This window comes from Aquimarina latercula DSM 2041, assembly GCF_000430645.1.
Lineage (GTDB): Bacteria > Bacteroidota > Bacteroidia > Flavobacteriales > Flavobacteriaceae > Aquimarina > Aquimarina latercula.
Genome location: NZ_KE387185.1, coordinates 159,631 through 172,688, shown reverse-complemented (window position 1 = coordinate 172,688; position 13,058 = coordinate 159,631). Strand labels below are relative to the sequence as shown.

14 protein-coding genes are annotated in these 13,058 nt (G+C 32.2%); 10 read left to right on the top strand and 4 right to left on the bottom strand.

All coding sequences use genetic code 11. The features are described 5' to 3' along the window. Positions 1-94: 94 nt before the first annotated feature. The 9 genes from H526_RS0118725 to H526_RS0118685 all read left to right on the top strand — a co-directional run bounded on the left by H526_RS0118725 (position 95) and on the right by H526_RS0118685 (position 8,485). Positions 95-748, top strand: coding sequence for a hypothetical protein (locus H526_RS0118725; RefSeq protein ID WP_027394411.1), 654 nt, complete (start codon positions 95-97; stop codon positions 746-748). After that, a complete protein-coding gene (locus H526_RS0118720; protein WP_027394410.1) occupies positions 733-1,245 on the top strand; it encodes a hypothetical protein in 513 nt (170 codons plus the stop codon). Before H526_RS0118725 ends, H526_RS0118720 begins: the two co-directional genes overlap by 16 nt. Before the next feature lie 32 nt (positions 1,246-1,277). Beyond that, entirely contained in the window at positions 1,278-2,729 is a 1,452-nt protein-coding gene (locus H526_RS0118715) for a lipopolysaccharide biosynthesis protein (RefSeq protein WP_027394409.1), read from the top strand. A 31-nt stretch (positions 2,730-2,760) separates the two neighbouring features. Next, a complete protein-coding gene (gene dut, locus H526_RS0118710; RefSeq protein WP_027394408.1) occupies positions 2,761-3,195 on the top strand; it encodes a dUTP diphosphatase in 435 nt (144 codons plus the stop codon). A gap of 78 nt (positions 3,196-3,273) precedes the next feature. After that, a complete protein-coding gene (locus H526_RS0118705) occupies positions 3,274-4,290 on the top strand; it encodes a sugar nucleotidyltransferase (protein ID WP_027394407.1) in 1,017 nt (338 codons plus the stop codon). Between the two features lie 31 nt (positions 4,291-4,321). Next, entirely contained in the window at positions 4,322-5,698 is a 1,377-nt protein-coding gene (locus tag H526_RS0118700) for a tetratricopeptide repeat protein (protein ID WP_027394406.1), read from the top strand. A 6-nt stretch (positions 5,699-5,704) separates the two neighbouring features. After that, positions 5,705-6,478 carry a lipoprotein insertase outer membrane protein LolB1 gene (gene lolB1, locus H526_RS0118695; protein WP_035086048.1) on the top strand — a complete coding sequence of 258 codons (774 nt, stop codon included), beginning with the start codon at positions 5,705-5,707 and terminating at the stop codon, positions 6,476-6,478. Next, positions 6,475-7,704, top strand: coding sequence for a murein hydrolase activator EnvC family protein (locus H526_RS0118690; RefSeq protein WP_027394404.1), 1,230 nt, complete (start codon positions 6,475-6,477; stop codon positions 7,702-7,704). Before lolB1 ends, H526_RS0118690 begins: the two co-directional genes overlap by 4 nt. 7 nt (positions 7,705-7,711) lie before the next feature. Further along, complete coding sequence (locus tag H526_RS0118685; RefSeq protein ID WP_027394403.1) at positions 7,712-8,485, top strand: sulfite exporter TauE/SafE family protein; 774 nt, start codon at positions 7,712-7,714, stop codon at positions 8,483-8,485. 4 nt (positions 8,486-8,489) lie between these two features. On the opposite strand, the gene H526_RS0118680 is transcribed toward H526_RS0118685, so the two are convergent. Further along, positions 8,490-8,999 (bottom strand): acyl-CoA thioesterase, encoded by a 510-nt coding sequence (locus tag H526_RS0118680; protein ID WP_027394402.1) that lies wholly within the window; start codon positions 8,997-8,999, stop codon positions 8,490-8,492. Positions 9,000-9,213: 214 nt separating this feature from the next. Beyond that, positions 9,214-10,248, bottom strand: coding sequence for an HU domain-containing protein (locus tag H526_RS0118675; protein WP_027394401.1), 1,035 nt, complete (start codon positions 10,246-10,248; stop codon positions 9,214-9,216). A 208-nt stretch (positions 10,249-10,456) separates the two neighbouring features. Here H526_RS0118675 and dprA point away from each other — a divergent pair, with 208 nt between their 5' ends. Continuing rightward, positions 10,457-11,560: a DNA-processing protein DprA gene (gene dprA, locus H526_RS0118670; protein WP_027394400.1), complete on the top strand. Its 1,104-nt coding sequence runs from the start codon at positions 10,457-10,459 to the stop codon at positions 11,558-11,560. Here the strand turns inward: dprA and H526_RS0118665 are convergent, their stop codons facing one another. Both H526_RS0118665 and H526_RS0118660 read right to left on the bottom strand, forming a co-directional pair. Further along, positions 11,561-12,274, bottom strand: a complete 714-nt coding sequence (locus H526_RS0118665) for an SGNH/GDSL hydrolase family protein (protein WP_027394399.1) — start codon at positions 12,272-12,274, stop codon at positions 11,561-11,563. Between the two features lie 62 nt (positions 12,275-12,336). After that, entirely contained in the window at positions 12,337-13,038 is a 702-nt protein-coding gene (locus H526_RS0118660) for a DUF3667 domain-containing protein (protein WP_027394398.1), read from the bottom strand. Between the last annotated feature and the right edge of the window lie 20 nt (positions 13,039-13,058).

Genomic DNA, 13,058 nt, shown 5'->3' with positions numbered 1-13,058 from the left:
ACGTAAAACCCCATGCACCTTGGTGTATGGGGTTTTTTGTTTTTTTTATGACAAAGCTTGTTTTCATTTTTTATCTTTAAAGGAAAAAAGAAAAATGAAAACAATTAAACTTTTCACCTTACTAATGATTGCGTCATTAGTTACTACTGCCAATGCGCAGGAATCAGAAACTTTGTATAAAGCAGGAGATATTAAAATGGGAATTTCTGCGGTTCCACTTTTGGATCTAAGCGATGGTTATAGTGGTATAGTTGCTAAACCAAGTTTGTCTTTTTATGTTTCAGAACATTTCGCAGTTAATACGTCAGCTTTTGTATTATTGCCACAAGATATAGAGCAAGAAAATGGAATAGATGTGGAGGTGCAGGCATATGGTTTTATACCTTCTTTTAGGAAACATGCAATTAATAGTGGTAAATTTAGTTTTTACTTAGAATCTGGAGTTGGGATTGGAGCCATCAGGTATGAAGCAAATGATCCTGCAGATGCGGCAATTGAAGATAATAGTGGAGGTTTGTTATTATTTTCTGCTGGTGCCGGAATAAATTATAAATTTGCAAAGTGCTTAGAGTTAGAATTCGGTCTTCCTTATATGTATGGATTAAATATTACAAATGGGGATGATACGAAGCTATTCTCTGGAGTTGCTTTTAACTTTGGTATAAATTTTGTTTTTAATACCAAGGATATTAAGAAAATGAAACAAAAACATCGTGAACGTTTAAAAGAAAAATGGGACAAAGAATAAATTTTAGAAAACTGCTAACCAAAGTCGGATTATTAAGTATTTTGATGACTTTTGGACAATGTGCTACAGGCCAAAAAATCGATAAAACAGCTCCAGTAGCTTTAAATTCCCCATATTTCCAGGATTGGGTTTCTGGAGTAAAAGGAGGAGGAGCTGGCTTTATGCTTTATTTTCCAGTAGATCCTGCTTCAAATGTAACATTGGAGAATGCATATTTTAAAGGAAAAGCAGTTAAGTTAAAACGTAAACAGAATGAATCTGTTTATGTAGGTCGTTATACCGATCCTATTTCGGTTGAAAAAGAGATTGTGATGAGCAGTGATCAAAAGGAAGAATACAACAATAAAGTTCCAGAAATCGAAGAAAAAATACCTTTTGAGCTTAAAGAAGGAGAATGTATAATAGCGTACTCTAAGAATGGACAAGAAGGATATTTTAGAATTGATAAATTACCAAAAAAAGAATTGAAAGCATTTCCAATGCAGCCAAGACAATAAAATTGTATTTTTAGAATCACAATAGTAAGCACTTGGGGATTTTTCAAAAACTTTTTAAACAAACTTTTATATATGGAATGGCAACTGTGTTACCACGCATGTTGTCATTTCTTTTAGTACCGCTATATACTAATCAATTACCAACAGAAGAATATGGGAAGGTTTCGATTATTTTTTCATATTTCGTGCTGTTTAATGTGATTTTAGCATATGGTATGGAAACTGCTTTTTTTAGATTTTTTAATAAGGAATCTAATAAGGAAAAGGTAGTTAGTACATCTGCTATATCATTAGTAGCTTCATCATTGATATTTTTAGTGATTGCTATACTTTTGAGAGAGCAAATATCAATTTGGACGGATATTAAATTAGAATATATAAATTTAGTAATATGGATATTACTTCTAGATGCTTTGGTTATTATTCCATTTTCCTGGTTAAGAGCCAAGGAAAGGCCTATTAGGTATGCGATTATTAAAATAACAAATGTTGCGATTAATTTTGGGTTAAATATATTTTTCTTACTCTATTTAAAACAGCTTTCATTTCATTTTTCTTTATTTAATTGGATTTGTAAAGATGATTATGAAATCAGTTATATATTTATTTCTAATCTTATTGCAAGTGGATTTGTGTTAATAGTTTTGTTACCATTTTATATTAAAATTAAATATCACTTTGATAAAGTTCTTTGGAAAAAAATGATGAGATACGCCCTGCCAATTTTGATAGCAGGAATCGCATATTCAATTAATGAGACTTTTGATAGAATTCTATTAGATAAATTGTTACCCGAGAATGTCGCCGAGCATATGGTAGGGGTCTATTCTGCCTGTTATAAATTAGCATTGTTTATGACATTATTTGCTACAGCTTTTAGGTTAGGAATAGAACCGTTTTTCTTTAATTATGCTGATAATAAAAATGCCTCAGAAACATATGCTAGAATTACTAAGTATTTCGTAATTCTAGGGTCATTTATTTTTCTGTTTGTGATTGTATTTGTTCATCTGTTAAAAATTGTTTTTTTAAGAGATGTAGCATATTGGGAAGCGGTAAAAATTGTTCCATTCATTTTATTAGCTAATTTTTGTTTAGGAATTTATCATAATCTTTCGGTTTGGTACAAGGTAACGGATAGAACAAGATTTGGAGCGTATATATCAGTTTTTGGCGCTATTATTACATTGCTTCTTAATTTTTTATTAATTCCTAAATACACTTATGTTGGTTCGGCTATCGCCACTTTAGCGGCATATGGGACGATGATGTTAGTATCTTGGTATTTGGGAAGAAAATACTACCCAATTCCATACGATCTAAAAAAAATGGGGATGTATCTGTCGTTATCGATCAGTTTTTCAATTATTTCGTTTTACGTCTTTGATAGTAATTATATGATTTCAATCCCTTTATTAGTGGTGTTTTTAGTAGTTTTGTATGCCTCAGAAAAAAAAGAATTAAAACAAATATTGAAAAGATAATCAACGCTTTAGAAAGAGCTTTATAGTAGATATGCAAATAAATATAATTAATAAATCATCGCACAAGTTACCGCATTATGAGACCATAGCTTCAGCAGGAATGGATCTTAGAGCAAACATAACAGAATCAATAACATTAAAACCATTAGAACGAACAATTGTAAAAACGGGATTATTTATAGAATTGCCTGTAGGTTTTGAAGCACAAGTTCGTCCACGAAGTGGATTGGCTGCTAAAAAAGGAATCACGGTATTAAACGCACCAGGAACTGTCGATGCTGATTATAGAGGTGAAATAGGAGTTATTTTAGTAAACTTATCCAATGAAGATTTTGTTATAGAAAATGGAGAAAGAGTCGCGCAGTTAGTTATTGCAAAACACGAAAGAGCTGAGTGGATAGAGGTGACTGAACTTACCGAAACCTCTAGAGGAGAAGGTGGCTTTGGAAGTACTGGAGTTAAATAGAAATATTTGCCAAGTAAACAATAATAGTAAAATTAAAAAATATTAAATAAAATCAACCAATCAAAAAATAAGTAAGTAATGAAAATAATTGTTCCAATGGCAGGAAGAGGTTCTCGATTAAGACCTCATACACTAACAGTTCCAAAGCCTTTAATTCCGGTAGCAGGAAAACCAATTGTTCATCGATTAGTTTCTGATATAGCTAAGGTTTTAGGAGAGCCAATAGAAGAAATAGCATTTGTCTTAGGGGATCCTGCGTTTTTTGGTGATGATGTGGTAGAGAGTTTAACAGAATTAGCAGAAGAATTAGGTGCTAAGGCCTCTATTTATAGACAGGATCAGCCTTTAGGAACAGGACACGCAATTATGTGTGCTAAAGATTCTTTATCAGGTCCAGCTGTTGTAGCGTATGCTGATACATTGATTAGAGCGGATTTTAATCTTGATAAAGAAGCAGATTCTGTGATTTGGGTTAAGCAAGTTGATCAGCCAGAAGCTTATGGAGTAGTAAAGCTTAATGAGAATAAAGAGATCGTAGAATTGGTAGAGAAACCAAAAGAATTTGTTTCTGATTTAGCTGTGATAGGAATCTATTATTTTAAAGATATTGCGGTATTAAAAAATGAATTGCAATATGTGTTAGATCACAATATAATCAATGGTGGAGAATATCAGATTAATGATGGTATTAAGCGCATGATGGCAGATGGCAAAGTTTTTGTTCCTGGTCAGGTAGAAGAATGGATGGATTGTGGAAACAAAAATGTTACGGTAGAAACGAATTCTAGAATGCTAGGTTTTTTGGAAAAAGATGAAGAAAAACTAATAAGCGACGATGTTGTTTTAGAAAATGCTACTGTTGTCCCTCCTTGTTGTATAGGGAAAGGGGTTGTAATTAAAAATGGATCTATTGGACCTAATGTTTCAATTGGAGACGGTTGTAGTATTGAAGATAGTACTATTAAAAATAGTTTAATACAGAACCAAACTATCGTAAAAAATGCTACCTTAGACAATGCTATGATAGGGAATCATGTGTATTATGATGGAAAATACACCACCATTAGTATCGGAGACTATTCTACTTTAGAATAATATGTGATTTATATTACTTTGAATGACTTATATGCCTAAACTTTGGAGACATATTTTAATTTGCTTGATCTTTCTTGGAGGAGGAGTTAATGCCGTTTTAGCTCAAGAACCAGAATCGCTTAAAAAAATAGAGATTTTGGATGATCTTGGAGACGTGTCTGATGTGTTTAGGGAAAGTTTTTTTGAAGCACTGAAGCAAAGAGCAATCACAAATTATGATAAAGCAATCATAGCGCTAGAGCGATGTATTTCGACAAATCCAAAACCAATTGTTTTATATTATGAATTAGGTAGAAATTACTTGGAACTAAAACAATATGATAAAGCAACAGTAAATTTGCAGAAAGTTCTTAAAGAAAGACCTAATGATCGATATGTTTTGGAGTTATTATTCGAAATATATTTTACAGAAAGAAAGTACACAGAATCTATAGAGGTTGTTGAAAAATTGGTGACTTTCGATAGTATGTACAAGGAACAACTGGCTAACCTTTATTTTTTAGAAACCCGTTATGATGATGCTCTAATAGTTGTAGATGAATTGATAGAAGAATTGGGTTTAGATTCATATAGAGATAAATTAAGAAAAAAAATAACCTTAAAAATAAGTAATCCTAATTCTCAAATCACAAGATTACAAGAGAAAATAGCTTCTAATCCAAAGGAAGAGCAGAATTATTTGAATTTAATTTACCTATACAGTCAAGATAATCAAATCGAAAAGGCATACGGAACGGCTCAGATGTTGTTAAAAGAGAAGCCTAAGTCAGAGTTGGCTCATTTAGCATTATATAAGTTTTATTTGGATGATAACTTACCAAAAGAAGCTATTAATTCTATGAAAATTGTCTTATCGAGTGATAAGATAGACGAAGAATCTAAGTATAAAGTAATAAATGATTTTTTGATTTTTGTGGACAAAAACCCGCAATATGAAACCCAGCTTATTGAAGTAACCAAAGTTTTTTCTGATGATTCAGGAAATAGTAAAGTGTTTACGGAAATAGGAAACTATTTTTATGAAAAAGACAAAAAAGAGCAAGCACTTAATTACTATGAGAGAGGAATTAAAGATAACGCTAGTAATTTTGGGATTTTAAGAAAAATGCTGTTGTTGCAGTTAGATTTAAAGAGGTATGAAAAAGCCAAAATAGGAAGTGAATTAGCAATAGAAATGTATCCTTCGCAGCCAATTCTATATTTAGTAAGTGGAGTTTCTCTAATTAATTTAAATAATTATGAAGAAGCTATAGATATTTTAGGTATCGGTATGGATTATATTATTGATGATTTTAAAATGGAATCTGACTTCCTTGATCAAATAGGAGAAGCATATATGAAAATGGGAAATGAGGCAAAAGCTTTAGAGTATAAAGAGCGATCAGTTCAACTTAAAAAAAAATCATAAAAGGTAATGAATAGAATATTTTATCTATTATGTATTTCGTTAGTTATACTTCAGTCTTGTAAAGGAACCAAAGCTATTTCAGGATCTAATATCAAAAAACTGAAAACCGAAAAAATCATATCTAATCATTACGATAAAGCTTTTAACTTTTCTACAATCAATGCTAAGGTAAAAGTTAGATATAATGACGGGAAACAATCATTTAGCCCTAATGTAACAATACGTCTTGAAAAAGATAAGAAAATATGGGTCAGTGCTAAGCTTTTGGGAATAACTCTGGCAAAAGCTCTCATTACACCTGATAAGGTGAGCTATTATGAAAAGATCAATAATACTTATTTTGAAGGTGATTTTGTGTTGTTAAGTAATTGGCTAGGGACTGATTTGGATTTTAATAAAGTACAACAATTATTGATTGGTCAAGCGCTTTTTGACCTAAGAGATGACAAGTATATTTCTTCAGTAGAAAATCAAAAATATAGACTTCAACCTAAAAAGGAGTTAGCGTTATTCGAGCGATTATTTATTTTAAATCCAGATAATTTTAAGATTTTTTCCCAACAGTTGAAACAACCAATAGAAAATAGAAACCTTCTTATTAACTATAATAGTTACCAAAAGGTAGGAAATCAAGATTTTCCGAAAGAAATCAGTGTTCTAGCTACAGAAGGTATTGCGAAAACTTCTATTATGATAGAATATCGTAATGTTGATTACAATGCTAAGGTAAGTTTTCCGTTTAAAATACCATCAGGATACGAGCAAGTGACTATAGAATGAGGTTAAAACAGTGTATATATATCTTCGGGATGCTTTTAATGAGTATTCCTTCTTTTTCTCAAACTACCAAGCAGCAACAGCTTGAAGAGCAAAGACGCCGTCTTAAAGAGCAGATTGAACAGATGCGGGTATTGCTTGCTGACACAAAACTTAAAGAACGTTCCGTGTTAGATGAGGTAGAAACGTTAAGTTCTCAGATAAGTACTAGGCAAAACCTTATTAAGATTACCAATCAACAGGCAAATTTATTGACCAGAGAGATAAATAATAACCTGAAGAAAATGGAGTCGTATCGCGATGAGTTGAAAGCTTTAAAAGAAGATTATGCAAGAATGATTGTAAAGTCTTATAAAAGTAAATCTCAGCAAAGTAAGATTATGTTTTTACTGTCTTCAAGCGATTTTGCGCAAGCTTATAAACGATTGCAATATATGAAGCAGTACAAGGAGCATCGTAAAGAGCAGGCGGATCAAATACAAAGCCGTACCGAAGAATTACAAACATTAAACAAAGACTTATTAGAACGAAAGAAAAATAAGCAGTTATTAGTTGAAGAAAATCGAGATGCTCAAGAACGCCTTAAAGAAGAAAAACAACAGCAACAATCCTTGATGGCGTCTATTCGGAAAAAAGAAGGGACATATAAAAAAGAGATAAAGAAAAAACAAGAGCAGGCAAGCGCATTGGATAAAGCTATTCAAAAATTAATTCGCGAAGCTATTGCTAAAGCAAATAAGAAGGCTGGAAAGAAAGCTTCTAAGAAAGGATCGGCTACAACTTTTGCATTAACTCCAGAGGATAAGAAGTTGGCGGATAATTTTACTTCTAATAAAGGAAAATTTCCTTGGCCAGTAGGTACCGGTAAATTAACTAGGAAGTATGGTCGTCAACCACATCCAACGTTACCGAATATTCAGATTAATAGCAGTGGAGTAGAGTTAGAAACAAGACCTGGAGAAAAAGCTAGAGCGATTTTCGAAGGAGAAGTAATGGCAATTCAGAAATTAAAAGGTGCAGGTAGATTGGTTCACGTAAGACACGGTAACTATATCACAGTGTATTATAATCTGGAGAATATTTCTGTAAAGGAAGGTCAGAAATTGTTAACTAAACAGAGTATAGGAGAAGTACGTGTAAACCCAACCACTGGTCGCGCCATTATGAAATTTTTAATTTTTAAAGACACTAAAAAACTAAATCCACAATCTTGGATTTATAAAATGTAATGATAACATGGAAATAGTTATTATTTCGGTTGTAGCTTTTTTACTTTCAATACTTACCTTTTTTTCTGGATTCGGTCTAGGTACCATTTTGACACCAGTATTAATGATTTTTTTTCCTGTAGAAATAGCGATAGCGTTAACAGGTATTGTGCATTTCTTTAATAATGTTTTTAAATTAGTTCTGGTAGGAAGAAATGCAAATAAGTCGGTGTTACTAAGATTTGGAATTCCGGCTGTAATAGCTGCTTTTGCAGGTGCTTGGTTGTTGATACATATTCCTGATATACAACCACTTTTTACGTATACATTATTTGATAAAGAGTTTGAGGTATATCCGGTAAAGTTTATTATATCAATTTTATTGATAATTTTCGCGAGTATGGATTTGATACCATATTTCTCGAATCTAAAATTTGGCAAAGAGAAACTTCCTCTAGGAGGGGTTTTAAGTGGTTTTTTTGGAGGGCTTTCCGGTAATCAAGGAGCGCTAAGAACAGCTTTTCTTATTAAAGCAGGACTTTCTAAAGAAGCATTTATAGGAACTGCAGTGGTGGTTTCTACTTTTGTAGACTTTACTAGACTTAGTGTATATGCCACCAATGTATCAGAATCGGGTATTACAGAAAACCTTCCATTAGTTATCTGTGCAACATTATCGGCTATAGCTGGCGCATTTTTAGGGAATAAGTTATTGAAAAAAGTAACCTTAAAATTTCTTCAGATAGTTGTGGCTATTATGTTAATCCTAATCTCAATTGCATTAGGAGCTGGATTCCTTTAACAATCTAAGTAAACAGCGCTTTCAGTTCGGTAGCATCATTAGGTTTCATTTTACCTGCTAATACTAAACTAAGTTGTTTACGGCGCAGTGCAGCATCGTATCGTTGTTGTTCCAATTCAGTTTCTGGCTTGATCGGAGGAACAGAAACTGGTGATCCACTTTCGTTAACGGCAACAAAGGTGTATATGGCTTCGTTTGCTTTCGTTTTATCTCCTGTTTGGCGGTCTTCTATCCAAACATCTATTACTACCTCCATAGACGATTTAAATGCACGAGAAACTTTTGCTTCTACGGTTACAACGCTTCCTAAAGGGATGGCTTTGCTAAATGCTACATGATTTACTGAGGCGGTTACTACAATTCTTCTAGAATGTCTTCCTGCAGCAATACCGGCAGCTCTATCCATACGAGCTAATAATTCACCTCCAAAAAGATTGTTAAGAGGATTAGTTTCTCCCGGTAAAACAAGATCAGTCAATATAGTTCTAGATTCTGAAGGATATCTGGATTCCATGAATTTTGGTAATTTTGGGCAAAGATAATCAGGTAAGATTAACTAACGACTATACTAATACAGAAAACTGATATTCAGCTGTCTTTGGTCAATTAATAAATATTCAATGCTTTTGCGAAAAATAAAAAGAAATCTACCTAGATTTCAAAATTTAGTATAGAAAGTAACAAGACAATACCGTTGAGAGTGAAAATCAACTAAAAAACAATTGTTATTATTTTTGAACTAATAACCAAGCACGACGATCTTGTTGTTTTTTTATTTTTTGTAACGCTTTAAGGGCCTCTAATCTATCCTCAAAAGTGTTATAGACAACTTGATGTAATCCATATTTGTTAATGCCAATTAATCGCGCATCAAACCCTTTTGATTTTAGCTTTTGCACCTTTTTATTGGCATTTCCTTTTATTCTAAATGCTCCAGCTACAATATGGTATTTTCCAGAAGTATTTACAACTTCAATATTTTTGTTTTCTGGGTTCTTAGCAGAAGCTGCATCCGCTTTAATGATGTTAAGATTAATAGCAGGTAAGGGACTTGTAATATCGAAAGTAGCTTCTTGGATTCTGTTTTGAATTTCCTCTTCCGCTTTTACTAACATGCGACCATTTTCTAAATTGGTCTGAGTATTAACTTGGTATAAGCCCAAAGAGCCTATGATAAGTCCAATTGCAGCAACAGCGGCATATTTTAAATAAGGGCGTTCTCTTCTTCTTTCAGGAGTGAATGCAATTGGTGTAACTTCTTCAATTGCTTCGATCTGCTCTTTGTAAGTTTCTCTGGTTACCTGAGGCATTACTACTTTTTTAGTAACTTTTTGTTCTTCTCTAAGAATTGAAGGAGATATAAAAGAGTTTAAGCCGAATGCTTCCGTTAAATAATTTGTATTCTGAGAAGGTTCAAATTGTAAAGTGTCTTCCACAGAAGTGTAAAAAGAACCTATTCCATCTAATTCAAGTCGTTTACCATTGGCCATCTTATTTCTAAGTGACAAAACATAACGCTGGATCTTAGCAACAGCATCAGTATAGGATATATTTTCTGAAGTTGCTATGTAATTGGCTAATAGACCATCATTGTTTTGTAGCTGGCTATTAAAAGAAATAATTTTTTGAGGAGGAAAAAAAGCATGGGTAGATTCCTGAATCATGGCAGGTTGTCGCTTTGTTAAAAAAGCACCAAATCCTGGTAAGATTACACATTCGTATCTATATAATAATTCACTTATGTATTTCGCTGTATGATTCATCGTCCCCCCTATCTTAAAATCTTATTCAATATTTTCAGTTTAAACCATTTTAAAGATTATACGAATCTTGGTTAGCTTAACTTGAAGAATTAGTTGGTTATTTTGGTTAGTCAAAGGTAAAAAAAATAGGGTTTAATACTAAGTAGGTTCATTGATTTTATTAACAGTTTTGTTTTTTTTCGTTACTTGTGCTGACTTATAATAGTTTATGACTAAAGAAAAATTAATTGCCTTACTTACCTTAAAGAAAGTACCCAATCTTGGAGATAGTTCTATTAAGAAACTGATTAGAGAAATAGGCTCTGCAGAAGCCGTTTTGAAAGAAAAACCTGCTAATTTGTTAAAGATCGATGGTATTGGAACTATTAGAATTAAAGAAATACATAGTATAAAGCATCGTAATGCCGCAGAGAATGAGTTGAAGTTTGTGGAGGACAACGATATCAACTATACTGTTTATGACGAAGTTGATTATCCAGAAAAATTGAAATATTGTATAGATGGTCCTGTGGTTTTATTTAGCAAAGGAAATATTGATTTAAAAAATAGAAGGATACTTAGTATTGTTGGCACTAGAAAAGTTACTAATTATGGAATAAAATTTTGCGAAGAACTAATTGAAACGATTGTTCCTTTAAACCCCACAATAGTCTCGGGTTTTGCTTATGGTGTTGATATCATTGCTCACAGAGCAGCGGTAAGGCATCAATTGCAGACGATAGGATGTCTTGCTCATGGATTAAATCAGATATATCCAAAAGCACATAAAAAATATATGGCACAAATAGAGGACAATGGTGGTTTCTTCACAGATTTTTGGAGTACAGATACTTTTGATCGAAAGAATTTTTTGGGACGTAATCGTATTATCGCGGGATTAAGCGAAGCAACAATAGTAATTGAAAGTGCAGATAAAGGCGGTTCTTTAGTAACAGCAGAAATAGCAAATTCTTATAATAGGGATGTGTTTGCAGTACCAGGAAGAGCAAGTGATTCACTTAGTGCAGGTTGTAATATGCTTATCAAAACACAAAGAGCGCATATGTTAACTAATGCTGCGGATTTGATTTATATGCTCAATTGGGAATTGAAAGAAAAAGAACAACCTATTGTACAAAAACAACTTTTTGTGGAGTTAGAAGGTGATGAAAAAAGGATTTATGATTTTCTTAGCAAAAATGGAAAAGAATTACTGGACGTGATTGCGTTACAATGTAAAATTCCAACCTTTAAAGTGGCTTCCGTTTTGCTCAATCTTGAGTTAAAAGGAGTAATACGACCATTACCTGGAAAATTGTTTGAAATTATATGATTATTCAAGTATTTTTTTAACAACAGGCACTATTTTTTCTACCCATAAACTATATTGAAACGGACTTGGATGTAAATCATCTGCAACCAAAGCTCCTTCTGAGTCTCCGAGTTCTCTGGAGATTGGAGTAACATCAATAAACGCAATTTGTTGCTCGATACACTTTTGTTTTATGTAAGCATTATAGTTATCAATTTCTGATGCAATTATTTCACTATTATTAGAACCAAAAGGTGTTACACCATAATCAGGTATAGAAATAACAATTACGCGATCTTTGTCATTATTGGCAAGTGATATTGCTTTACTTAATAGTTCATTAAACTCTAATTCGAAGGTTGTAAAATCTACTCTTTGGAATTGATTATTTACGCCAATCATTAGAGAAACTAAATCACGACTTTGTAAACTACTTTCTTCCATAGCCGCTATAAGATTGGTTGTAGTCCACCCAGTTGTGGCAAAAATTTTCACATCATCAATTTTTTTAGAAGGTGTAGCAAAAGCATCCTTTAGTTCGAACGGCCATGTCTGATCTTCTGTAACTCCCTCGCCAAATGTATAAGAGTCTCCCAATGCTAAAAAAGAGAATGTTTTAACTTCTTCAGTTTGATCTTCTTCTTCAATAATTTCTAAGGAAGAGGTATCATCTGATGAACACCCGAAAAAGAGCACAAAAACTATAAGAAGAATTGTATATACATTTTTATTCATGTAGTATGACTTTTGACCTAATTTAAGCATTTTTAAATTTTATGATTTTGTAAATCATCTATTTAGTTATAAATACTATAATGAAAGGAATAATGTAGAAAAGTAGATAAGAAAAAAATACAGAAAAAATAGAAGCAACTATTGTTTCGAATCTCTCTCCTTTTTTTTTGGAAAATCATAAAACTAAGCAATATGATATATATGAATACAATAGGATCAAAAACTATAGGAAATCTTAAAATAGTATAAGATAGCATACCAAGTAAAGTTGCATGCCCTACTATAAAGCAGTTAATAGCAAGGTGTTCTAAAAAACTAAATGTTTTGAAAAACAACCTGGAAAATAAACTAAGAAATACAATATTAAGTAACCAAAAGAATTTTATATAAGTCCCAATAAATTTACCTGCTTCATAACTATTAGAATATAATTCTCCTTCGAAATTTTCAAATTTAGAAGTGTCTACCCAATGCATTTCAAATAAAGAAATTATTACTAAATTCAGAGAGGTAGCAATCAAGGCATAACTTACGGGATTAAAAACATTTTTTCGTTTTCCGTGAATGTAATTAAAAACTGTTTTTTTAGGAGATGTAGTTAAATACTGAAGATTGAATAACATTCCCTTATCTATATCCATGAATCTAGATACAAAATCATTAACCAGAAAAGAAAAGGTAATTTTTTCTACGGTACTTTTTTGTCCACATTCTGGGCAAAAGTTTCCTTTATAACTTGTTTCACAGTTTAAACAGTTGGTCAATTTTATAATATTTAGTTTTT